We start from the raw sequence: 24,110 nt of genomic DNA, 5'->3' as shown, positions 1-24,110 counted from the left end.
TTCAGCGCCGATGGTAGTCGGGGGGTTCCCCCTGTGAGAGTAGGACGCCGCCAAGCAAGCTTAAACCCAGCTCATCGAGCTGGGTTTTTTGTTTTATATCTGTACCGGTTTGTTTTCGTCGGTATCCATTTTATTGAGCTTTCTGCTTTTTAAGTTCTCTAACATTTTTAATACCAATACAATCCCAAGCATGATCAACATGAGCGTTGTAAATAACCAAAATGCAGTTTGTACGGGAAACTCATCTAGACTCCATCCGACTGCGATTGGCAGGATAGAGCCGCCTAATCCATTGGCAGCGAGCAGCATGCTTGTCGTTTGTTCGGTTTTTCCAGGGTAAAATTGATTAGTGATAATTAAAGCAATGGCGAACATGCCGGCCATAAATAATCCTAAGAAGAAACAAAGAACAAACCCAGCAAAAGCTGTTTTGCTGATTGCCAAAATACAGAGTGAAATGAGGCCGCCGATATTTATCAGCCTAAGATAACGATGATAGGTTAATTTTTCGGAAACCGGCCCGGTCAGTAAACGGCCAATGATCATACCGATCCAATATATTGTTACCGTTATGGTTGCTAAGGAGTTTGAAATATCCCATTTCTCAGCAAAGATAGAAGGGATAAAGTGAACAATTGATACTTCACTGCCTCCATAAAAAAAGAAGTAAGCAGCTGCTAAACAAATAAACAGTAAGCCATGCTTTCGAAAACTTGTAGGTGCTTGCTGCTTTCCATCGGCCGAGGTGTCTGTTTGACGATTGAGTAAATCGTCTAAACTGCCAAAACTCATCCGGCTCCAAACAACCATTAAAAGAAATGAACTTACCCCCAATACAAGAAAAGCCAATGCCCATACATGATTGCTGATTAAAAAACCAGACAGCAATGGCATGAAAAGTGCCCCTAAACCGTATGCTACTTCCATCTTACTCATGGCGATTGCTTGTTTTTCTTTAATTGCTGTTAGGATGATTGTTCCTACACAAGATTCTACCAGCCCTGCTCCAAGTCCAGCCATACTGACAAGAAGAAAGAGCAGCGGCCATGGAGGAAGGAAATAAATAAACAACTCGCAGCTGATCATGGCTAGCCCAATTACAACGACTTTTCTGCGTCCCATTCTTTTTACAGCATAAGGCATCCCCAATACACCGATTAAAAACCCCATAAATTGTGAAAAAACTAATACACCGCCATTACTGTAGCTTTGGGCGTAATAGGAAAGTAATTCCGGCAGGACGGCTCCAAGTATAACGAGAGTAAAGGCGATCGATCCATAAGATAAACATCCAATCCACAGTAAACGAGTTTTCATTCATTAATCTCCTTTGATAAAAATAATACTCTCTACAATTTTTATGATAGGACTGGCAGCAAAATAAGCGTTTATGTAGTTTATATTTAGTTTTTTTACAATAAATCCATTTATTTCTATCATAACATAAGCTGTTTAAATAGGAACCCCCCATGCAAACGTTAACAAATAATTAACAGTTTTTACTATTTATCTAGTTGACATTAATTTCTATAATTTATACGATGATTAACGAGTTTTACATATTTTATTAAATAGGGGTGTTGATAGTGGGGACTAAAGAAATTACGAATCCAGACAGTTTGTATTACAAAGTGGATGATGTTGTCATGGAAAGAGGAGAAGGCATTTATTTATACGACTCAGAGGGCAATGAGTATATTGATTGTGCTTCTGCTACTTTCAACTTGAATTTGGGTTATACCAATAAAGAAGTTATTGATACAGTCAAAGAACAGGCTGACCAGCTGATACATGTCACTTCATCCTACCAAACCAACGCCGTTAATAAACTAGCTGAAAAACTTGTAGAAATCTCCCCCGACAATCTCACGAAAGTTCACCCCAAAGTCAGCAGCGGTTCTGCCGCGAATGAAGGAGCTATCAAAATGGCTCAAAACTATTCAGGGAAAACAGATGTCATTTCTTTATTCCGAAGCCATCTTGGCCAAACGTATATGATGTCTGCGTTATCCGGAAATTCGTTTCGAAGAGAGCCGTTTCCCCCTCAGTTTTCTTTTGGCTTGCAGGTGCCTGACCCCTATTGCAACCGGTGTTTTTACAATCAGAAACCAGATTCATGCGGAATGCTTTGTGTAGAAAGAATTAATGACTTTATCGAATATGCGAGCAACGGAAAAATTGCCGCGATGATTATTGAACCGATCTCCGGTAATGGAGGAAACATCGTTCCGCCTAAGGAATACTTTAAGCAATTAAGAAAGCTCTGTGATGAGCATGATATCGCGCTTATTTTTGATGAAATTCAAACTGGATTCGGCCGTACAGGCAAGATGTTTGCCGCTGATTACTTTGATGTGAAACCGAATATGATGACGGTCGCAAAAGGTTTGGGCGGCACGGGGTTCCAGGTTGCCGCTACACTTACAGAGGATAAGTACATGGGATTAGCCGGCCATAATCACTCATTTACTTATGGTTCAAATGTGATGGCCTCGGCAGCTGCTTGTAAGACCATCGAAATCATGCAGCGTCCTGGCTTCTTAGAAAATGTAACAATTGTCGGGAATTACATTATGGATTCTTTAGAGCACATGAAGAAAGAATTTACCTTTATTGCTGACGTCAGAGGCGTAGGTTTGATGATCGGCGTTGAAATTGTAAAAGAGAATAATGAGCCTGATGTAGAACTGACCAATTATATTGCAAAACGGGCTATGGATTATGGGTTAATTTTACGTACTTCCCGTTACGGATTCGGAAATGTATTTAAAATCCGTCCGCCTCTCACGATTACGCTTAGTGAGGCTGAGGTGCTTTGTTTCAAACTTCGTAAGCTATTGGAGGATATCAAGTGAAAGAATATATTATAGAGCTTGGAAAATTTGTTTATGAGGAAGTAAAGGGACAGAAAGGAACACTGAAAAACCGGTTAGTTAACGGGTATTCCCCAGGGGGAGATGCACAGTTTAACATTGATGCGGCTGCTGAGAACGCAGTGCTGGATTATGTGCAAAGCAAAAAAGAATCAGTCGCGTTTTATACGGAAGATGGGGGATTGAAGATATTTGGAGACAATCCTCAATATATTTTGATTGTTGATCCGATTGACGGTACGCGTCCGGCAGCTGCAGGTCTTGAAATGTCTTGTATCTCTATCGCATTAGCAGCGTACAAGCCTGACGCAAAAATTAAGGATATTGAATTTGCTTTTCTGCTAGAGCTGAAAACAGGAGCCTATATGTACGCGGATGTTTATTCTGAGGGGATCTATTATGAAGGCTATCGTGGCACCCTGCCAAATCTGAGCAAGGTGGAAGACATTAAACATATGTTTTGGAGCCTTGAGTTTAATGGGCATCCCTCGAATCTGATGATTGATGCGTACGGTCATTTGATAGATCAGTCAGCGAATAATGGCGGCGTTTTTGTTTTTAATAGCGCTTCATATTCCATCTCCAGAATTATCACAGGGCAGATGGATGCCTATGTGGATATCGGCAATCGTTTATTAAAGGACGATCCTGCGCTGCTAAAAGATTTTCAGGCTGTAGGAAATGGGCAGGTTCTGCATCTGTTTCCTTATGATATTGCCGCAAGTGTGTTTTTGGCGAAAAAAGCGGGTGTTGTCATTACTGACGCGTATGGAAAGTCCTTGGATGACACACTTCTGACGGATCTTAGCTACAATAACCAGCAGTCATGCATCGCCGCGTCAACGAAGGAGCTGCATCAGAAGCTGCTGGATCAAATTCGCTGGGACAGAAAGGAAGAGACATATGAAAGCGTTGGTCTGGACTCCTAATGAACGGCTGGAATTGCAAGAAGTAGAAGAACCTCAAATTAAAAAAATGAACGATGTAAAAGTAAAAATATACGGGACAGGCATCTGCGGAACGGATCTAAATGTTCTAAAAGGAAAGATGCGCGCGACTCACGGTATGATCCTTGGTCATGAATCTGTGGGCGTGGTGACTGAAACAGGACCTGAGGTTAAAAACGTTAAGCCTGGTGATCGTGTGGTGATCGATCCGACTCAGTTTTGCGGGAAGTGTTATTATTGCAGAAAAGGTTTAACTTGTTATTGTGAAACATTTGAAGACTGGCAGCTGGGATTAGGGGCACATGGCACATTTGCCGATTATTATGTGGGCGAGGACCGATTTATGTATAAAATCCCGGACGCTATGGAATGGGAACGAGCCACTTTAATTGAGCCGCTTTCTTGTGTGTTAAATGTGATTGAGCGGGCTGCTATCAAACCTGACGATTCTGTACTGGTATTAGGTTCAGGGCCGATTGGACTGCTTGTTCAAATCATGGTAAAAAAACTCGCTAGGCTGACAGTTGCGACGGAGGTTGGTGAGTACCGTTCAGAAGCGGCGCGCCGAATATCTGACTATGTTTATCACCCTCAGGATTTAACGGTAGATGAGGTCAAACGGATTAACCAAGGGAGAACATTTGACGTGATCTTTGACGCGATCGGTAATCAGCTTGAATGGGCATATCCATTAATTAACAAGGGCGGAAGACTTGTACCTATGGGATTTGATGATACGTATGAGATGAAAATCAGGCCTTTCCAGCTGCTTTCTAACGGTGTGACGATTGTTGGAACCGGAGAGGCGCGCCAAATTATGGAGGATGCGGTATCATGTGCTGCGGACATGCCTCAGCTTTCTGAATTAATTACGGAGAAAACTCCGCTTGAGAACTACGAGGCTGCCATCCAGGAATTGATGGGTATAGGTGCGTTGCCAAATGAGAGAAAAGATATTACTGCCATTAAAACGATTCTTGTGTCTCATCCGGATATGATATAATCCAGCGAAATGGCTCAGACTATGTTTGAGCCATTTTTTTCTTCAGCATTCATCTTGCGTAATTGATTAAAATTTATTATGATACTTTGTATGACAACTCCTTGCCTCAATACAATATACTCAACGTTTCCCCGTTTTCCCCGGTCGTTTTTCTTTCATTTTTCTCCCGTAAAATAAAAAAAGCTCCCAATACAATAGATATGGTGCGGATTTATTTTTTTATAAGAAGGAGTCGTTATATTTGAATAATAGTTTTACATTACAACAGCAATGGTTCGGGAATATCCGAAAAGACATTCTTGCTGGCATTTTAGTTGCGTTAGCATTAATTCCTGAGGCGATCGGCTTTTCTATTATAGCCGGTGTGGATCCGATGGTCGGTCTATATGCGTCATTTTGTATAGCCATTATTATTTCTATTTTTGGCGGCAGACCTGGCATGATTTCAGCTGCGACTGGTTCAATGGCAGTCGTTATGGTGTCGCTCGTTGCTGATCATGGGCTTCAGTATTTATTTGCGGCTACGATTTTGACAGGCATTATTCAGGTGATTTTAGGTATCAGTAAAATAGCGAGATTAATGAAATTCATCCCGCGTTCTGTCATGATCGGGTTTGTGAATGCGCTGGCGATCCTTATCTTCTCTGCGCAGCTTCCTCAGTTTGAAGGTGCTTCTTGGAGTATGTATGCGATGCTTGCCGGGTCGCTGGTTATTATTTATGTGCTCCCGAGGTTTACGACTGCTGTTCCGTCCCCGCTTGTTGCGATTATTGTGATGACAATTATTGCGGTCACTTTCCATGTGGATGTGCGGACGGTTGGCGATATGGGCAATATTTCTAGTTCGTTGCCTCATTTCTTAATTCCTGATGTTCCGTTAACCTTTGAAACACTGCAAATTATTTTTCCTTATTCGATTGCTTTAGCGTTTGTCGGGTTGCTTGAATCTTTGCTGACAGCACAGATTATTGATGAAATGACGGATACGGACAGTGATAAAAATAAAGAGAGCCGAGGACAGGGAATTGCGAATATCGTGACCGGATTCTTTGGCGGCATGGCAGGCTGTGCTATGATCGGACAATCTGTCATTAATACAAAAGCGGGCGGGCGCGGACGTTTGTCAGCATTTGTGGCCGGTGCTTTTCTGATGTTTTTAATTGCGGTGCTAAGTCATGTCGTGGTGAAAATCCCAATGGCTGCGTTAGTGGCTGTAATGGTTATGGTGTCTGTCGGCACATTTGATTGGTCTTCTTTAAAAGGACTTAAAAAAGCGCCGCTCACGGACTCGATTGTCATGGTTGTGACTGTGATAACGGTTGTTGTGACGGATGACTTATCTAAGGGTGTATTTGTCGGCGTTCTTTTAAGTGCCGTGTTCTTTGTGGCAAAAATCTCGAAGCTGAAAATCGTTTCTCATGCAGAGGATCAAAAGCTTAGAACCTATCAAGTGAAGGGGCAGATCTTTTTTGCGTCAGTGACGGATCTTGCAAATGCGTTTATTTATCAAGAGGATGTTGAGCGGGTCGTGATTGACTTAACTGAAGCTCATGTATGGGATGATTCTGGAGCGGCAGCACTTGATAAGATTGTTGCGAAGTTTAAAGAACAAGGCATTGAAGCCGAGTTAAAAGGTTTGAATAAAGCGAGTAAGTCTCTAATGAAACAGATGGCATAAAATAGGGAAGCCCAGATTAACGAGATCTGGGCTTTTTTATATAACATACGGTTAAGCAGCATTGATATAATAGAGAGAAGAGAAATTTAAAATAGGGGACTTGCATATGATGCTTCAGAAGCTGAACCGTGTATTGGGGAGGGTGATGCCGCTTTTAACGCCGACTAGTGTGGTGTTGGGCGTGCTGTTGTCTCAATTTTTAAATGGATATGAAAGCGCAGTGCCTTGGATCTTTGCGTTTATTACGTTTGCAGGCAGTTTAAGCGCGAACTTTCAATCTTTGAGACATGCATTATCTCACCCTCTCCCTATGATTCTTGCACTTTTTGTTCTTCATATTTTTATGCCGCTTTTTGCTTGGGGCAGCGGCCATCTTATCTTTAAAGGCGACCCTTTAACGATCACTGGTTTAACGTTGGCTGTCGTAATTCCTACTGGGATTACAAGCTTGATTTGGGCAGCGATGTACAAAGGGAATGTCGGTTTGACGCTTTCGATTATCTTAGTTGATACTGTGCTGTCACCGCTAATCGTACCGCTTAGCCTTTCATTGCTGGCCGGCGCTCAGGTTCATATGGACGTGTGGGGAATGATGAAAGGCCTGATTGTAATGGTTGTGATTCCTTCTTTTCTGGGCATGCTGTTTAATCAGATGTCATCTCCTGAACGAACTGCATCTGTGAGCAGCGCGCTGTCGCCTTTTTCAAAGCTTTGCTTGATGGCAGTGATTGCGATTAACAGTTCAGCGATTGCTCCTTATTTCAAAGCCATTGATTTGAGATTTGCAGGAATAGCTGTAACGGTCTTCTTTATTGCGTTAACAGGCTATGCCGCTGCTTGGCTGATCGGAAAAATGATGAAAAGGCGCCAAGAGGAAATAGTCTCTCTTATATTTACGGGAGGCATGAGGAATATCAGTGCCGGCGCAGTTCTTGCCGTTACGTTCTTCCCGTCTCAGGTTGCCGTTCCTGTTGTGATCGGCATGCTGTTCCAGCAGATATTGGCTGCTTTGTTTGGCTATATGCTGAATCGTTTTGAATTAAAACCTGTTTTGCAGAAAGCATGAAAAAACCGCTCATTGGATTGAGCGGTTTTTTCCGTATAGCCATTCGAGAGCGGTGATGAACTGTTTGCAGAAATACTTGCGGTGGTGCACCGCCCCTTTTTCAATTGAAAGACAAAGCTGGTCTTCAGTGAAGCCTTTTTCTTTTAGACTTTGGTGAACTTGCTTTGTTTTATTCAGCATATGCCGCTGAATGGATTGCTTTCCACGGCCTTCTTCACTGCCGACAGACATAAAAATACGCGCAGTGCCGGGTGTTAAAGAAGAAATATGAATGGTTTCCGCTGCGTTCTCGTACCAGTATGAACCTGAGATAGAACCTATTTTCCCAAACACTGACGGATACTTTAATAAGGCGAACATTGAGATGAGGCCGCCTAATGAGGCGCCGATCATTCCTCTTGATTGCAGTTTCCTGGCGATGTTCCAGTTTTCTTCGATAAACGGAATGAACCGGTTTGTCATGTCAGACAGATAGTCATACCCCATGCCTCCGAAGTCCGGGAATCGATCACTGAGTGATGCAGCCGGCCATGGCGTGTATTCGTCAAGCCGATTTTCAGGTTCGATACCAATTAGTACAAGTTGAGGGAGCCTATGCTGTTGAAACATGCTTTCTAATAATTCAATTTGGCCGTGAAACAAAGAATGGCCATCTTGCACATAAACAGCAGGGAATTCCCCGCTGTCTGCGCTGTAGGAAGGAGGGAGGTACAGCGTGAACCTCCTGTTGCCGGTTTTGTGTTCTGAAAGAGATCCTTTCAAGCATTCTCCCCCTTTTTTTGCTTAAAAAGCAAATATAAGAAATAAGGAACACCGAGGATCGCCAAAATGATGCCTGCGGGCACTTCCGCGGGCTGAAAAAACAGTTTTCCTGCAAAGTCTGCGCTTATCACAAGCAGCATCCCGATTAAACCGCTCAGTGGCAGGATATAGCGATGTTCGACACCGGACAGCCTCCGTGAAATATGGGGAGCAATTAAGCCGACAAACGCCATGCTGCCCGCTACGGAGACACAGGCACTGATGATTGCTACACAGGCGACGAGCAGGATGGTTTTTTCTTTATTTGATGATATGCCGAGGCTTCTGACTGTGTCTTCATCAAAACGAATGGTGTCGAGCAAGCGGGATTTGGCAATAAGAATCGGTATAAACAGCAGCATCCACGGAAGAACGGCTGTGATATACGTCCAGTTGGCAGACCAGATGCTTCCGTTTTTCCACACCATGGCCATTTGATAGTCTTGCGGGTCCATTTTTAATGATAAAAACAAAGAAAGGGCGCTGAATCCTGAATTGATCGCGATTCCTACCAGAATAATTCTTCCTGAATCTAAATTGCCTCTGTGCCATGCAAATATGTAAATCAGGAGCGCCGCGATGAGCCCGCCTATCAATCCAAAGAGCGGCATCCCCATCGCTGCAGCTATGGATGTCACTTCCTTCTGGCCTTGGAACAAGAGCATAAACGCCACAATACCGGCTCCTGCCCCTGCGTTGATTCCGAGAATTCCCGGGTCAGCAAGCCCGTTTCTTGTGATGGCCTGGATGACAGCGCCTGCAATGCCAAGACCGAGTCCGATAATAGCAGCCATGACAACCCTCGGAAGTCTTAGATCGAACAGCAAAATTTCATACTGCGGATTCGGATCGATTTGAAAAAGAGTGGAGAGCAGCTCAGCCGGACGAACAGAAAATGATCCGCTCGTTAAGCTGAAATAGCTGACAACGAGAATCAAAACGATGAACAATGCATATTTTTTAGGCATTTTGCTCCCCTCCTTTTCGTTTAATCAAATAAAGGAAGAAAGGTACGCCGATAATGGATGTTACGACCTCAATCGGTGTTTCAAACGGATAGTTGATAAATCGGCTTGCGAGATCACACAGGGTTAAAAAGATTCCGCCCAAAATACAGGAACACGGAATCAGCCTGCTGTAATCAGAGCCGACGAGAAATCTCGTGATATGCGGAACAACCAAACCAACAAACGCAATTTTTCCGGCCAGCGCTACGGCACTGCCGGTTAAAATAATGACGGAAAGCATCGCCATGATTTTTATGGTTTTTTTCTTTTGGCCCAGACTTTTAGAAATGTCATCGCCTAAGGATACGGCAGTCACCTTTTTGCTGAGAGACATGGCCATTATGATGCCAATCAGGAAAAACGGAGCGGCAAGCTTCAGGAAATCCGGACTCATTTGATGAAGTCTGGCACTGTACCAGAAACTGAGATCCTGAGAAATTTGAAAATAAATCGACATGGCCGCTGATAAACTGCTGAGCAGCATGCTTGTGACTGTGCCGATGATGGCGAGCTGCACGGGGGTAAATCCGTTCGGCATCATGGCGGCAAGGCCGAATACTAACACAGCCCCTAACGCTGAGCCGATAAAAGAATAAATGATCATTTCAATCGACGATGATTGCGGGAGCAGAACCATACAGAGCGTGATGATAAACGCGGAACCATCTGAAACGCCCATAATGGAGGGCGAAGCTAAATAATTGCGCGTAATGCCTTGCATAAGCGCTCCAGAAACAGCAAGGGCTGCCCCTATGAGCAGAGCTCCGGCAGCCCTTGGAATCCGAGAATGCCATATAATTTGATGGTCTGTGTTTCCAGGATCGAAATGAATAAGAGATGTAAAAACAATATCTGTGCTAAGATGCTTTGCCCCATAAAGGATTGAAAGCAAAAGCGACAGTGCTATAGCAAATGGAGAAGTAATCAATATGATACGTGTCCACTGTTTTGAATACATACAAAAACCTACTCTGAATTAGTTTTGTGTCAATTTTTCAGCAGCCGCTTTCAGGAAACGGACTTTGCTCCAAGCTGTGCCGCCTTGTGCGAGAGGGTCCACTGAGTTGACATACACATGATCTTCTTTGACTGCTTTCAGGCTTTTCCAGATTGGATTTTTCTCCAGATCTTTTAAGGCATCAGGTTTGTCTGCATTTTCATCATCAGAAAATTGGACGAAGATATGATCTGGGTTCATTTCACTTAATTTTTCTAATGAAATCAGCTCTTGCGCTTTTGCAGCTTTTACTTCGCTCGGCGCCTTAAGGCCTAAATCACCGTATAGCGTGGAGTTGAAATACACCTGTTCAGGGTAAATGTAAATGTTGCCTTGTCTGATTCTGATGACAAGCGCTTTTGAATCTTTCGCTTTATTGTTGATTTTAGTTTTTGTTTCTTTTAGATCCTGTTCATAATCTGCAATGATTTTTTTCGCTTTTTTCTCTTTTCCAGTCAGCTGGGCAAGCAGCATCATGTTTTCTTTCCAGTTTGAAGAGATATGAGAAACTGGGATCGTTGTGCCGGCTGTGCTTATTTTTTGCAGTGTTTTTTCTGGGAATTTTGTTGAAGCAAGGATGACGTCTGGCTTCATTTCTAGAATCTTTTCGATGTTTGGCTCCATTTTTTCTCCGGTTGATTGGGCTTTATCAGTAATGTCTTTGAACATATCAGGGAATTTGCCTGAGAATGATATCGCGCCTTGCGGGTGAACATCCAGCAGTTTGGCATCTTCCATTGATTCAACGCTTCCTGTAATGGCAATTTTGTCTGTCGGTACAGTTACTTCATATGTTTTATCCAGGTATTCAATTTTCTTCTTTTCAGATGCTGTGCCGCTTGCCTTGCTGGCAGTCGATTCGTTTTTGCTGCCGCAGGCTGCTGCCGTCAGCGCGAGAAGCAAGATTAATAAGGTTAGAGATATTTTTTTCATCTATAGGGCCTCCTGTCAATTGATAACTATTATCAATTAGAATTATAGAGAATGAATAGATATAACACCATGGACAAATTTCTGATTTATCATGGACAATCTCCGGATAGTAAAGAAATAGTTTGCTGAACGATGCGTTCGTGCCCGCAAGCTGAGTATTCATTCCATGGGTCAAGGGATAGAAGATAAACACGGTTATTCTTTACGGCGCTTAGGTTCTGCCATGCTTCTGTCAGCTGTAATTGCTGGTAGTAAGCTATGGTCTCCGGCTCTTTAAAAAGAAAAAGCATCATGCAGTCAGCTTGGTAATTTGCGATATTTTCTAACGAAATCGCTTGTTCTGAAGGTGTGTCAGCCGTTGTTGCCGAGCTGAATCCTAAATCTCCAAAGAAAACTTCGCGTACACTTCGGTTATGTGCCAGATAGAAGTTTTGCTTATGCAGCCTCAAAAAGAGAAAACGCAGCCCTTGAACGTGCTGAAGTGTTTTTTTGGCGGCTGTTGTCTGCCGGTCATAAGCCGCGAGCCACTTTTCTGCTTCGGATTCTTCCTTTAAAAATGAGGCCGTTTGCAGAAAGTGGGTTCTCCAGCTTTCTTCTGAAGGAAGGTACATAACTTCTGCGATGCGATTCAGGTGATATTGTTCTTCCGGAGAAATAGAATCCATGCTGACAATCACATCTGGTTCTGCCTGCGATAATGTGTACAGGTTTTCTTCCCACTTTTCATTAAAGCGGTATGCACTGAGCTGGACGGGTATATCTGTCGAATAATGCTGATAGTAGTAAGACGTCCATTTCGGATGCAGAGCAGCGGCAAAGGGTATGTGATGAAGAGGAATGAGATGGCCCATTGTCCCCCTTCCATAAGCGGCGATCTTTTTTCGTCGTTTTTTCATATAGCTTGTAGGTGAACACCCTGTATATTTTTTAAAGATTCTGCTGAAATAAAATTCATCTTGATAACCGGATTGGTGAGCGATTTCTTTCAATTTGCAGTTTGATTTTGCCATGAGCTGTTTCGCTTTGGTGATTCTTGTGTTCGTAATAAATTCTGTTACGCTCTGTCCAGTCCATTTTTTAAAGCTTTCGCTGTAGTGTTTGGCGCTGATTCCTGCGATTTGTGACAGCTTGGCAAGGGTGATTTTTGAATGGGCATGGGTTTCGATATAGTGTTTTGTTTTTTCGATTGCTGAATGTGTATCCGTTTGCTCAGATAAACTGGCAGTAAAGAGGTCATAAATCAGGCTTTGTACTTCAATCACGCATTTAAGCTGAGAAAGCTGAGACGATTCATTCCATAGTGTTGCAAGCTCTTGAAGCCGGACTGCAAGGTTTTCGATATGCGAAACATTCACAAGCTTCAGTTTGGCTAATTCTGATTCTGCGCATGGTGTGAACATATCTTGGCCGTTTTCCTTGATATAGCTTTGAAGCCTGATCAGACAGGCATCTATATGTCCATTGGCTGCTGGTGTAAAGCCAAAGGTCTCGTTAGGCGGGCAAACATAAAGTGTCTTTTTTTGCAGAGGATTGGTGTTTGTTCCGATCGAAATATGGCCGTTTCCTTTTAAATGAAAGATCAGCACGAATGAATCGGCTAATTGCTGTTCTGAGAAGAGATCACTTGTTTTTTTTAGATATTCAATTTGTATGGGTTGATAAATCACTGCGTTTGGCAAGAGTAGACCACCTTTTCAGAAGCTTTCAATTGATAATCATTTTCAATAAAAATTGTACCAAATAAATGAAAGTTTTCCTATATAAAGCGGGTGGGTTTTTAGCACGAAAAAAAACCCTTACTCATGTGTGAAAGTAAGGGTCTTTCGTTCAGTAAGAATATGTTACACGTGTAACATACGATGCTTACGCCTTAATAAATGAGATATTTTTTTCTTGTTTTGCTGAATTGTTGGAGTGTTTTTTCATAGCTGTCTATGATGTCTTCAATAGAAGTTCCATTTTCGATTTTTGTCCTGATCCAGCCGTTGCCTGCCAGTTTATCGAATGAACCTGTTGACAGGAACTCAAAATCCTCAGGATAGAGATCGTGTATGGTTTTAATGACTGAAAGACCCGTTTTAACGGCTTCAAACTTATCTCTGTCTGTCACATAGAGCTGCACACCGTGGCAAAGCGTTCCTTGATGTTTAGAAAACGTCGGTGTGAAGGATGCTGCCCTAAATGTAACGCCCGGCAAATGGAGGCTGTTTAATGTTTCTTCAAGTTCTGTGCTTTTGATAAAGGGAGCTCCGATCAATTCGAATGGCTTTGTTGTCCCTCGCCCTTCGGATATATTTGTTCCTTCAATCAGCCCGGTTGCAGGATAAACAAATGTGCTTTCCACCGTCGGCATGTTAGGCGAAGGGAGGACGAAAGGCAATCGGGTATCGTCAAAATCCATTTTTCGCTTCCAGTGTTTCATTTTTACCACTGTAAGATCGGCATCAATACTAAATTCTTTGTTGAACAGTAAAGCCAATTCGCCTATCGTCATCCCATGCTTCAATGGAATGGGATACAATCCGACAAATGAGGCGTATTCAGGTTCTAAGATTGGTCCTTCAATATGATTCCCGCCTTGAGGATTCGGACGGTCCAGCACCATAAATGGAATGCCGTTTTCTTTAGCGGCTTCCATTGCGTATGCCATTGTATAAATGTACGTGTAGAAACGGGTCCCGACATCCTGAATGTCAAACATTAGAATATCGACATTTTTCAGCATTTCTGGAGTCGGTTTTTTCGTTTTTCCGTAGAGGCTGTATACGGGAACCCCGGTTTTTTCGTCAATGTAAGAGCCTACTTCGTCTCCAGCCTGGGCGTCACCGCGGACGCCGTGTTCAGGGCCGAATAAAGCTGTCAGTTTGATATCTGGGTTCTCGTAAAGAATATCGACACTGCTTTTCAGAGATGCGTTTACTCCGGTTGGATTGGTGATCAGTCCGATGCGTTTTCCCTTGAGCTGTTTTTTATAGTCTGGCAAGAGCGTGTCTATCCCAGTCTGGACTTTAGGTTTTTTAGCCGTTTGATTCTTTGAATCGGGTGAAGCAGAGGCAGCGGTTATCGTTCCGAACATCATGAGCCCTGTCAGAAAAGCGAATATTGTTTTTCTCATGTGTCCCTCCTTATTAAAGCGGTCTTCCAGTTTTGATATTTAATCCGTAGCCAAATGGGTAAAGGGTGTTCCCTGGTTTCGTGACTGACGGAATGTCAACTGGAAGTGTGCCTTTAGGTTTTGCCTGGCCGAATATCGCCATCACTCCGGCTGGAATATTAGGTTGAAGATAACGGCCATTTGTGTATCCTTTAAAGCCATAGACAGCAATCAGTGCCTTTGCTTCTTCAAAATTGGCGGCATCATAGGGATTGCGCAGACTCATTAAGACAAAAGGTTTATTGTGCTGCAGTGCGGCTTTCATGACAGCTCTCGGAAACACGGTAGCCCATTTGCTTGAATCAGATATGGTGTCGCCGATGACACCGTCGTTGACGACAGGGTCATTTTTGACGACATAGGAACCGGTAATGATATAATCAGCCTCTTTTACTTGTTTTTCATGCTCGGCCTTAAATACTTGGTTGGCAAAATTCATTTTGTCGACAGATACGGGTTTGATTTTCTTACGATTGACGAGATCGCGAATGGTTTGTTCGATTGAAGCAGTTTGTTCTTCGTAAGGTGCCACAATTAAGATTCGGCTGCCTTTTTTGGGCTTGAACGGCAAAGTGTGCTGTTCATTTTTTAATACAGTTACTGCTTTTTCAGCTATTTTTTTCTCTGCTTTCAGGTGCTGCTTGCTTCCTACGATTTTTTGGGCTTTGGCTATTTTTTCTTTTGTACTGTCGTCGTTCCGTGCTGGATACATGCCGCGTTTTATTTTCAGGGAAATGATTCTTTCAACTGATTTGTTGATTTGATGTTCAGGAATGTCTCCGTTTTTCACGGCTTCTTTTAAAGCTTGAATAACACGTGAGAATTTCTGTTCTTCTTTCAATGAAGTAACTGAGGCTGGCATTAATGCAATATCGACACCAGCTTTTACGGCCATGACCACAGCCTCTTCCTGTCCGAAATGATCTGCGATTGCCTTCATATTGAGCGCATCGGTAACGATGACCCCATTAAAGCCCATTTCCTGACGAAGAAGGCCTGTCATCACTTTTTTCGAAAGTGTAGCTGGAACCAAAATGTCGGATCCATCGAGTTTGCTTTTGTATGTGGTGTCGTCAAAGGCAGGGAATTGAACATGGGCTGTCATCACCATATCAGCACCGGCATCAATTGCTTTTTGAAAAGGATAGAGCTCGACCTCTCGAAGCCGTTCTTGATCATGGGAAACGAGCGGCAGTCCATAATGGCTGTCAACGTCCGTGTCTCCATGTCCCGGGAAATGTTTGAGGGCAGAGGCGATATCCTGCCGCTGCAACCCTTTCATCGTGTATAAACCGAGTCGTGATGTCAGTTCTCGATTGGAGCTGAATGACCGTACGCCGATTACAGGATTATCAGGATTATTGTTAATGTCTACGACAGGGCTGAAATCTGTATTGATGCCTAAGGCCGAGAGCTCTTTTCCAATGATGCTGCCGGTCTGATACGCATTGATTCTGCTTCTGGCTGCGCCCAGCGCCATATTCCCTGGGAAATTAGTGCCCTCCCCTAGCCTCGTTACAATGCCGCCTTCCTGATCAATACTAAGCATGAGCGGGATTTTGGGACTTGCCTTTTGGTAAGCGTCTGTCAGCTGGACCGTTTGCTTTGTTGTTTTTACATTTTCTGCAAAAAGAATGACGCCTCCGAATTGATATTTCTTGACGAGGCTGGCGACTTCCTCATTCATTTCCGTAAGGGCTTGCGGTGAGGACTCGCCTTTCTTTTGCCAATTTCTAAAATCAGGCATCAGCATCTGACCGAGTTTTTCATCTAATGACATACGATTGACAATCTGATTGGCATCGATTGAACTTTTAGATGCAGTGGCTTCTTTCTGGTTAGCCACGAGAAAACATGAAAGAAAAAGAACGGCTGAAAGGATAAGCGGAAAGACAGGTTTCATAGAAACTTCCTCCTATCGTCTAATCATTCATTCCATTGCTTCATAAATCGCGGTTATAACGCTTCCATAACTGCCTGTTGGAAATTGATCACCCTCAAAGACGTTGGGATTTTCTTCTGGATCAACAACTGGGGTATGCTTTTTATTTGTTAACAATGCGATGCCTAAATTGAATGCCGGATCAATGATTGTAACGGTCCCCGTCCAGCCTGTATGCCCGTAAGCATTTGCGCTGGCGTAAGGGCCAAACATCCATTCCATGCTTTTGCTTCCGTTCCGCCGCCAGCCAAGAGCGAATGTCGGATCTGTTGCTGAAGGTGCTGTAAACAAGTCAGCTGTTTTCTGATCAAATAAAGAAATGTTTCGGTATGATCCTTTGTTTAACATGACATGCAGCAGAATGGCCATATCATCTGCATTTGAGAACAACCCGGCATGGCCAGACACGCCATCCATTGAGTAAAACGCTTTTTCATCATGCACTTCTCCTTGCAGCGTGTTTGTGCGTATGTTAGGGAATTGAATAACGCCGTCACGTGTATTGCCCATGCGTTCAGTAGCTGCGAACTGCTTTGGTTTAAAGCCTTTTTGCAGCGGATTGTACAAGGTGTGCTTCAGCTTCAACGGCTTGTAGAGCTCTTGCTCCGCGTAGCCATCAAGCTGTTTTCCGGTGAGTTTTTCGACAATACAGCCGAGGAGCATATACCCAATGTCACTATATACGTGTTTTGTCCCGGTTTGATAATCGAGCGGAATTTTCGTCAAATATTCAATCGTTTTGTCACGTTCCTGGGAATAGTATTTGCCGGCTTTTTCCGGCGTGTAAAAGTAAAAGCTTGATGGAAGCCCTGATTGGTGCTTAAGAACATCAATGACACGCATCTTGTTTTTTCCTTTTATGGGGTCTCCAGGCTGATCCTTGAAACCAGGCAAATATGCAGAAACTTTTTCATAGACGTCAAGTTTTCCTTGGCTGACTAAGCGCTGCAATGCAAAATTTGTGGCGTACATTTTTGTATTTGAGGCTAAGTCAAACATCGTGCGGGTTTTCATTTTTGCCGGACGGCGCAGCAGCTCTGATCCTTCGTACTTTTTACTGTAGCCGTATGCTTCTTTTTTTATGATGCGTCCATCCTTCACGACGACAAGAACGGCGCCTGGAAATCCTGCTGCAATATCCCGTTCTATCATCTGATCTACCTTCCTTAGCTTCTTCGTCGAGAATTGTGCAGTTGCTGCATTTATGGTTTTCGGCTCAACCAAGCTGTCTGCTGTTTGCGCGAAGGTTTCATTTGGCGCCAATATCGATAGGGTTAAAATGGCACTGAATAACAACAGTGTCTTTGTTTTCACAGGCTATCCCCTTTCTGTGCTTCTATCCCGTTTACTATCCCTAAAACAGAAACAATTTAATCGAACTGAGAAGCCATTTCATCTTTATATCCGAATGCATAGGTCAATAAAAAGCCGGCCGCGTAGGAAATAAAGAGCCCAACGATATACAGGATGATTTGCGAAGGCAGGACTAGAAAGGAAAGCGGCAGTCCGGAGACACCAATCGCAAAGGTGGCTACTTGAAAATAAGCTTGAAAGGCGCCGCCGATTCCAGCACCTAAGCATGCCGTTAAAAACGGACGGCCAAGCGGCAGCGTGACTCCGAAAATGAGCGGTTCCCCAATGCCGAGCAGGCCTGACGGAAGCCCGCCGGCGATTGCTTTTCTCAGTGTTGTTTTTTTCGTTTTCACGAAGACGGCAAAGGCCGCGCCTACCTGTCCTGCACCTCCCATAGCCAAAATAGGGAGCAGAGGATCATTGCCAATTGAATTGATCAGTTCCATGTGCACAGGCGTCAAGCCTTGATGCAATCCGGTTACGACGAGAGGAAGGAAGGTTGCGCCCAGAATAAAGCCCGCAGCGATGCCGCCGATGTCCAGGATGGACAGAAGGCCGGATGTAATGGCGTCAGAAATGAATCCGCCTAAAGGCATGAATACGACATACGTTACGATTCCGGTGATTAACAGTGAAACGGTGGGTGTGACAATGATATCGAGTGATTGAGGAATAAAGCGGCGAATAAATTGTTCGGTGTAAGCAATGAATATAGCAGCGAAAAGGACGCCGATCAGGCCTCCCCTGCCCGGAAGAAGCTCTTCTCCAAATAAACTGATCTTTGCGATCTCCGGATTGATAATCAAGATCCCGGCCAAAGCCCCAAGAGCGGGTGTCCCGCCAAATTCTTTTGAAGCGTTGATACCCACGAGAATGCCGAGATAAGTGAACAGCCCTGATCCGATGATTGTCAGGATAACAGCAATTTGTGATTCTGCAGAGAGCCAGCCGGCTTGAATACTTGCTTTGGTAATCCCGGTAATTAAACCGGAAGCGACAAGGGCGGGAATAAGAGGGATAAAGATGCTGGCGATTTTACGTAAGAAAAGTTTAAAAGGAGTGGCGTTCTTTCGATTGATATCGGCTTTCTTTTTGGCGGCTGCTTCATTCACATCGACACCATCTTCCGCTGACATGAGCTTGGAGAAAGCCGCTGTAACATGATTGACGACTCCTGTGCCGAGGATGATTTGTAAGGTTTCAGCCTCGACGACCCCCAATACCCCGTCAAGCGCTCTTAAAGCCTGAGCATCTGCTTTGTTTTCATCGTAAGGTGTAATACGCAGCCTTGTCATGCAATGCGTAAATGAGGATATATTGGATTTCCCCCCGCATAACTCGAGGATTTTCTTTGCGAGTTGATGGTAGTTATTTTCTTTGCTCATTAAAAACCCCTCCCCTTCAAGATGCTTTATTTTTTTCTCATAGATTGTATGGCTGCTCTTGTTTTATCGATATAGCCGGTTGTTTCTTCATATTGCTCAGCCGCCATGCCTAAAAACAATACATCTATCATAAAAAGCTGGGCGAGGCGGGAGGAAGTGGCTGCACTTCGAATTAAGGCTTCATTGGAATGGGCTGTATACAATGGGACATCAGCCAGTGCGGAGACGGATGTCTGACTGAATTGTGTGAGGCTGATCGTTGTGATGCCTTTTTCCTTAGCCATGGCAAGCAGTTCAATGATTTCCTGCGTCTCTCCTGAGAACGAAATGGCGAATACGATGTCGTCTTTATCTGCATTTGCGATTAAAGATGCCACAAGATGAGTGTCTGTAAACGCGGTTGCTTGTTTATGAATGCGAAGCCACTTTTGCTGAGCGTCCTTGGCGACAATGCCGGAAGCCCCGACGCCGATAAAATGCACAGTGTGAGCTTTGAGAAGCAGAGAAACCGCTCGTTCCAGTTCTTTGTAGTCCATCAGGTCTGAAGTATCCTGAATGGCTTGAATGGCATTGCCGGCCGCTTTTTCGGAAATAGAGGGCAGCGGCTCGTGGGGAACAATATCACGGTAGCCCTGAAACGTAGGCTTTGCCAGATCGCCCGCTACTCTCATTTTTAAATCTTGAAATCCCTTTAATCCGAGTGATTTGCAGAGCCTGATGACGGCAGCGTCACTTGAATTGGCTAAGGCGCTGATTTCGCTGACAGTGCTTTCGATTGCTTTGTGGGGATGGGTTAGGATATAATCTGCAAGTTTACGCTCGGATGGAGGGAGCTTATGCTTCATTGATTGGATGATCGCTAAACCGCCTGTTGCCATTCTAGTTCTCTCCTTATCATGGATGGTAATTTTCGATTGCTTTATCAATGAAACCGTTTGCTTCATCGAGTAATGTCTTTGCTTGTTTCTGATCTGTACTGGTTTTGAGCATAACGATTGCTGTTTTGACGTGATGATCGGCTTGTTCCAGGGTTTTCCTGGCTGTTTCGTATGAAGCGTTTGTAAGGCTTTGGATGATGCTGATGGCGCGTTCTTTTAGTTTTTTGTTGCTGACGTTGACGTCTACCATTAAGTTTTCGTAGACCTTGCCGATTTTGACCATTACAGCGGTAGATATCATGTTTAGAATCATTTTATGAGCGGTTGCAGCTTTCATACGTGTTGATCCTGTAATGGCCTCAGGTCCGACGACAACCTCAATGCTGTGGTCCGCATCCTTGCTGATGACGGAATTTTCATTGCAAGTAAGGGCGATGGTGTGCGCTCCGACTTCGCGGGCGTATCTTAGGGCGCCTGCGGCGTAAGGTGTACGGCCGCTTGCTGCGATGGCAATGACGGTGTCATTTGACGTGAGCTGTATGTTTCTTAAATCCTCAGCCCCTGCTTTTTCACTGTCTTCAATGCCCTCTGCTGCCTGTAAAAAGGCTTCGGGGCCTCCAGCCATGATTCCGATGACCTGATCAGGACTTACGCTGTAAGTGGGAGGACATTCAACAGCATCCATGACGCCGAGTCTGCCGCTTGTGCCTGCGCCTGTATATATGAGCCGGCCTCCACTTTGAAATGAATCATATGCGCAGTCTACAGCTGTTTTGATGTCGGGGAGAACCTCTTGGACGGCTGCAGCGACTTTTATATCTTCGTTGTTGATCATTTTGAGGATGCCGAGAGTGTTTGCTTTGTGGATTTCAACCGTTTGGCTATTGCGTGATTCCGTTGTAAGATGATGAAGGTTTAATGATTCTGACATGAGGATGCCCCCTGTTTTAAAATGATATATCTCAATATTCAGTATATTCATTTCTGTTATGATATTTCAACTATGTTTTTGCATTTTTGAAATTTTATTTCACTCAAGACTATAAGAAATGATGAAGGATCAACTGTTCTCCAAGCGGCCCGATTCTTCGCCGTCCTTTATCAAGGAACCCGCATTTCATATAAAGGTGTTTTGCACGTATGTTCAGATGATTGACGGCCAAGATGATTTCGTCGCACCATGGAAAGTATCCGCTCACAAAAGAGGGAAGCAAAAGCATGGCTTTTTTCGCGTACCCTTTTCCGTGATGCACAGCGTTTAAAGACAGGGAGCTGAGTAGTAAAGCAAATGGATTGTTAGAATAGGAAGCTAGCGTTTCTTTTGATGCATGTAAAATGAAAAAACCGACTGGAAGGTCGTCTTTTAAGATGACAACCGGGTAGCGGTCCTGTATGCCCAGAGCCTGAGATAGCACCTCTTTCGGGAGGGAGGTAAAGCGTTTGTCATCGTTGGTGAGCGTGAATGATTGAAGCTCGGGCAAGTGTTCAGGCTTATAGAAGGATAAAGAAATGTCTTGAGTCATGGGGTGGCCTCCTTACAATATGTCGTCTAGCTGGTTTTCTGAAATGACGCGGTAGCCCGCTTGTTTTAGCAGTGCGGCGGTTACTCCGCTGCCGGGGATTTTTTTGCCAGAGAATGTGCCGTTATAGATAAAGCCGCTTCCGCAAGATGGACTGTTTTCTTTTAATATGACGGCAGTGGCGTTGATTTCTTTTGCGTAAGCCAATGTTTTCGCGGCACCTTCCATATATAGCTCTGTGACATCTTCACCTGAAGCTGTCACGATTTTCGCTGTTCCATTGAGGACATCCTCGCCGGTGCCTCCTATGATTTCTGCGGGTTCACGGGGGGTTGAAAAGCCGCCAAGAAGTTCAGGGCAAGCCATGACTGCTCTATTTTCAGCGACGAGTTTTCTGATTTTCTCAGACGCTGCGTGAGAGCCGTTATATCTGCACTCAATGCCTCCAAGGCAAGAACTGACTAGAATCATATTGGTTTCTCCTCTCTTGCTTTGCTTGTCTCTATCATAAAATAAATGACTTTAGTTGGGAGGCTTTTTCAGTTAAAAAAGGAGTTAAAAAGTTTGAAAATAAAAAATTTAATTTTTCTCTTTACAAACAGGGGATGACCTGTATATAATAACTTTTGTCAGCTCGACGAGAACACAACGGCCCGTTGGTCAAGCGGTTAAGACACCGCCCTTTCACGGCGGTAACACGGGTTCGAATCCCGTACGGGTCACCATTTGGAGGATTAGCTCAGCTGGGAGAGCATCTGCCTTACAAGCAGAGGGTCGGCGGTTCGAGCCCGTCATCCTCCACCATCTTGCCGGTGTAGCTCAATTGGTAGAGCAACTGACTTGTAATCAGTAGGTTGGGGGTTCAAGTCCTCTTGCCGGCACTGTTTTTTCAAAATTTAATGTGGAGGGGTAGCGAAGTGGCTAAACGCGGCGGACTGTAAATCCGCTCCCTCAGGGTTCGGCAGTTCGAATCTGCCCCCCTCCACCATTATTGGGCTATAGCCAAGCGGTAAGGCAACGGACTTTGACTCCGTCATGCGTTGGTTCGAATCCAGCTAGCCCAGTCACAGACACCTTTGACCAAAAGGTGTCTTTTTTCTTTTTTAAAATTCATTCCAACTTCTAACTGTTCAGTCTGTATAATAATTTTAAAAATATGTTAAGGTAGTTTATTCACGAATTACCATCTACACCCTGCCAAAAATTTGATAAACTTATTTTATAAAAAAATTGAAACCTTTTGAAAAGAAGCTCGTATACATACAGACCGGTGAAGGCAGAGGTTAGATAAATATGGAAATGATGATTAAAAAAAGAATTAAACAAGTCAAAAAAGGCGACCAGGATGCATTTGCGGACATCGTAGATATTTACAAAGATAAAATTTATCAGCTTTGCTACCGTATGCTTGGCAATGTGCATGAGGCGGAGGATATTGCACAGGAGGCTTTCATCAGAGCGTACGTTAATATCGACAGTTTTGATATTAACCGGAAATTTTCAACTTGGCTTTATCGAATCGCGACCAATTTGACCATTGACCGCATTCGCAAAAAGAAGCCGGATTATTACCTCGATGCAGAGGTGGCTGGTACAGAAGGCTTGACCATGTATTCCCAAATCGCCGCAGATGGTGTTTTGCCTGAAGATGCAGTTGTGTCGCTGGAGCTCTCAAACACGATTCAGCAGAAAATTTTAAAGCTTCCTGACAAATACAGAACAGTCATCGTATTAAAGTATATTGACGAACTCTCATTAATTGAAATCGGGGAGATTCTAAACATTCCTGTGGGGACTGTGAAAACGCGGATTCACAGAGGCAGAGAGGCTCTTAGAAAACAATTAAGGGATCTTTAAGTGGGGTGATGAAATGAGCTGTCCTGAACAAATTGTGCAGCTTATGCATATGCATCTTGATGGAGATATCCTTCCAAAAGATGAACACGTATTAAATGAACATCTGGAGACATGCGAGACATGCAGAAAGCATTTTTACGAGATGGAGAAATCTATAGCGCTCGTACGGAGCACATCGCATGTCGAAGCCCCCGCGGATTTTACCGCTAATGTCATGGCAAAATTGCCTAAGGAGAAGAAAAGAGCTTCTGTGAAAAGATGGTTCAGAAGCCATCCCGTTATCGCAGCTGCTGCGGTATTCATCATTTTGATGGGCGGAGGTTTTTTTAACAGCTGGCATAATGACCACAATTTCAGCGTGTCCAAGCAGCCAAATCTTGTGGTTCATAACCATACTGTGACCGTGCCGGAAGGTGAGACGGTTAAAGGTGATGTCACTGTCAAAAACGGCAAGCTGATTATTAAAGGCAAAATAGACGGGGATGTAACCGTCGTGAACGGCGAAAAGTATATGGCCTCTGCTGGACAAGTCACCGGTCAAATTGAAGAAATCAATCAATTATTCGACTGGACATGGTACAAGATGAAGTCTGCGGGGAAAAGTGTACTCAATGCATTCAATCCGAACGGAGAAGAGTAAAGCGCGTTAGCTGCTTTGCTCTTTTTTTGCGGGCTGAGCGGCTGACACATTTCACTTGCTAAATCGATATGTGGTA

The 24,110-nt window shown here is 44.0% G+C and carries 21 protein-coding genes and 5 tRNA genes; 12 read left to right on the top strand and 14 right to left on the bottom strand.

Annotated elements, in window-relative coordinates; genetic code table 11:
- Positions 1-93 precede the first annotated feature (93 nt).
- Entirely contained in the window at positions 94-1,317 is a 1,224-nt protein-coding gene (locus tag ACQXR1_RS20840; protein ID WP_430772799.1) for an MFS transporter, read from the bottom strand.
- A gap of 269 nt (positions 1,318-1,586) precedes the next feature.
- Between ACQXR1_RS20840 and ACQXR1_RS20835 the strand changes: the two genes are divergently transcribed.
- The 5 genes from ACQXR1_RS20835 (at position 1,587) to ACQXR1_RS20815 (ending at position 7,567) form a co-directional block, all read left to right on the top strand.
- Positions 1,587-2,855: an aspartate aminotransferase family protein gene (locus tag ACQXR1_RS20835; RefSeq protein ID WP_040084377.1), complete on the top strand. Its 1,269-nt coding sequence runs from the start codon at positions 1,587-1,589 to the stop codon at positions 2,853-2,855.
- A complete protein-coding gene (locus ACQXR1_RS20830; RefSeq protein WP_069839716.1) occupies positions 2,852-3,802 on the top strand; it encodes an inositol monophosphatase family protein in 951 nt (316 codons plus the stop codon). Before ACQXR1_RS20835 ends, ACQXR1_RS20830 begins: the two co-directional genes overlap by 4 nt.
- Complete coding sequence (locus ACQXR1_RS20825; RefSeq protein ID WP_147772823.1) at positions 3,777-4,823, top strand: zinc-dependent alcohol dehydrogenase; 1,047 nt, start codon at positions 3,777-3,779, stop codon at positions 4,821-4,823. The genes ACQXR1_RS20830 and ACQXR1_RS20825 overlap by 26 nt, the downstream gene beginning before the upstream one ends.
- A 241-nt stretch (positions 4,824-5,064) precedes the next feature.
- The gene (locus ACQXR1_RS20820; protein WP_014662553.1) at positions 5,065-6,501 is read left to right on the top strand and encodes a SulP family inorganic anion transporter; all 1,437 of its coding nucleotides are present in this window, start codon (positions 5,065-5,067) and stop codon (positions 6,499-6,501) included.
- 145 nt (positions 6,502-6,646) lie between these two features.
- Positions 6,647-7,567, top strand: coding sequence for a bile acid:sodium symporter family protein (locus ACQXR1_RS20815; RefSeq protein WP_080478297.1), 921 nt, complete (start codon positions 6,647-6,649; stop codon positions 7,565-7,567).
- Between the two features lie 9 nt (positions 7,568-7,576).
- Here the strand turns inward: ACQXR1_RS20815 and ACQXR1_RS20810 are convergent, their stop codons facing one another.
- From ACQXR1_RS20810 to ACQXR1_RS20750, 13 genes are all read right to left on the bottom strand, one after another.
- A complete protein-coding gene (locus ACQXR1_RS20810) occupies positions 7,577-8,329 on the bottom strand; it encodes an alpha/beta hydrolase (protein WP_430772798.1) in 753 nt (250 codons plus the stop codon).
- The gene (feuC, locus tag ACQXR1_RS20805) at positions 8,326-9,336 is read right to left on the bottom strand and encodes an iron ABC transporter permease FeuC (protein WP_430772797.1); all 1,011 of its coding nucleotides are present in this window, start codon (positions 9,334-9,336) and stop codon (positions 8,326-8,328) included. The genes ACQXR1_RS20810 and feuC overlap by 4 nt, the downstream gene beginning before the upstream one ends.
- Entirely contained in the window at positions 9,329-10,333 is a 1,005-nt protein-coding gene (locus tag ACQXR1_RS20800) for a FecCD family ABC transporter permease (protein WP_430772796.1), read from the bottom strand. Before ACQXR1_RS20800 ends, feuC begins: the two co-directional genes overlap by 8 nt.
- 18 nt (positions 10,334-10,351) lie before the next feature.
- Positions 10,352-11,305, bottom strand: a complete 954-nt coding sequence (gene feuA, locus ACQXR1_RS20795; protein ID WP_014662558.1) for an iron ABC transporter substrate-binding protein FeuA — start codon at positions 11,303-11,305, stop codon at positions 10,352-10,354.
- An 89-nt stretch (positions 11,306-11,394) separates the two neighbouring features.
- On the bottom strand, positions 11,395-12,984 hold the full coding sequence (gene btr, locus ACQXR1_RS20790) for a bacillibactin transport transcriptional regulator Btr (RefSeq protein ID WP_306647033.1): 1,590 nt from the start codon (positions 12,982-12,984) through the stop codon (positions 11,395-11,397).
- A 191-nt stretch (positions 12,985-13,175) separates the two neighbouring features.
- Complete coding sequence (locus ACQXR1_RS20785) at positions 13,176-14,420, bottom strand: exo-beta-N-acetylmuramidase NamZ family protein (protein WP_429766639.1); 1,245 nt, start codon at positions 14,418-14,420, stop codon at positions 13,176-13,178.
- Positions 14,421-14,433: 13 nt separating this feature from the next.
- On the bottom strand, positions 14,434-16,362 hold the full coding sequence (gene nagZ / locus ACQXR1_RS20780; RefSeq protein ID WP_430772795.1) for a beta-N-acetylhexosaminidase: 1,929 nt from the start codon (positions 16,360-16,362) through the stop codon (positions 14,434-14,436).
- Between the two features lie 27 nt (positions 16,363-16,389).
- Positions 16,390-17,715, bottom strand: a complete 1,326-nt coding sequence (amiE, locus tag ACQXR1_RS20775) for an N-acetylmuramoyl-L-alanine amidase (protein ID WP_430772794.1) — start codon at positions 17,713-17,715, stop codon at positions 16,390-16,392.
- A gap of 56 nt (positions 17,716-17,771) precedes the next feature.
- A complete protein-coding gene (locus ACQXR1_RS20770; protein ID WP_103031457.1) occupies positions 17,772-19,139 on the bottom strand; it encodes a PTS transporter subunit EIIC in 1,368 nt (455 codons plus the stop codon).
- Between the two features lie 26 nt (positions 19,140-19,165).
- A complete protein-coding gene (locus ACQXR1_RS20765) occupies positions 19,166-20,017 on the bottom strand; it encodes a MurR/RpiR family transcriptional regulator (RefSeq protein ID WP_430772793.1) in 852 nt (283 codons plus the stop codon).
- 16 nt (positions 20,018-20,033) lie between these two features.
- Positions 20,034-20,948 carry an N-acetylmuramic acid 6-phosphate etherase gene (murQ, locus tag ACQXR1_RS20760; protein ID WP_430772792.1) on the bottom strand — a complete coding sequence of 305 codons (915 nt, stop codon included), beginning with the start codon at positions 20,946-20,948 and terminating at the stop codon, positions 20,034-20,036.
- A 109-nt stretch (positions 20,949-21,057) separates the two neighbouring features.
- A complete protein-coding gene (locus ACQXR1_RS20755) occupies positions 21,058-21,540 on the bottom strand; it encodes a GNAT family N-acetyltransferase (RefSeq protein ID WP_014662565.1) in 483 nt (160 codons plus the stop codon).
- Between the two features lie 12 nt (positions 21,541-21,552).
- Positions 21,553-22,008: a DUF523 domain-containing protein gene (locus ACQXR1_RS20750; RefSeq protein WP_014662566.1), complete on the bottom strand. Its 456-nt coding sequence runs from the start codon at positions 22,006-22,008 to the stop codon at positions 21,553-21,555.
- Positions 22,009-22,187: 179 nt separating this feature from the next.
- Here ACQXR1_RS20750 and ACQXR1_RS20745 point away from each other — a divergent pair.
- From ACQXR1_RS20745 to rsiW, 7 genes are all read left to right on the top strand, one after another.
- A tRNA-Glu gene (locus ACQXR1_RS20745) sits at positions 22,188-22,262 on the top strand.
- A 3-nt stretch (positions 22,263-22,265) separates the two neighbouring features.
- Positions 22,266-22,341: transfer RNA gene (locus ACQXR1_RS20740), tRNA-Val, on the top strand.
- Positions 22,342-22,345: 4 nt separating this feature from the next.
- A tRNA-Thr gene (locus ACQXR1_RS20735) sits at positions 22,346-22,418 on the top strand.
- A gap of 22 nt (positions 22,419-22,440) precedes the next feature.
- Positions 22,441-22,525: transfer RNA gene (locus tag ACQXR1_RS20730), tRNA-Tyr, on the top strand.
- A 4-nt stretch (positions 22,526-22,529) separates the two neighbouring features.
- Positions 22,530-22,601 (top strand) — tRNA-Gln (locus ACQXR1_RS20725).
- A 229-nt stretch (positions 22,602-22,830) separates the two neighbouring features.
- Positions 22,831-23,394 carry an RNA polymerase sigma factor SigW gene (gene sigW, locus ACQXR1_RS20720; protein ID WP_003223646.1) on the top strand — a complete coding sequence of 188 codons (564 nt, stop codon included), beginning with the start codon at positions 22,831-22,833 and terminating at the stop codon, positions 23,392-23,394.
- A gap of 13 nt (positions 23,395-23,407) precedes the next feature.
- A complete protein-coding gene (gene rsiW, locus ACQXR1_RS20715; protein ID WP_040084357.1) occupies positions 23,408-24,034 on the top strand; it encodes an anti-sigma-W factor RsiW in 627 nt (208 codons plus the stop codon).
- Positions 24,035-24,110 lie beyond the last annotated feature (76 nt).

This window comes from Bacillus sp. ATD (genome assembly GCF_050585765.1).
GTDB lineage: Bacteria > Bacillota > Bacilli > Bacillales > Bacillaceae > Bacillus > Bacillus stercoris.
Note: the sequence above shows the minus strand (reverse complement) of the source record. Positions and strands in the feature narration are given on the sequence as shown.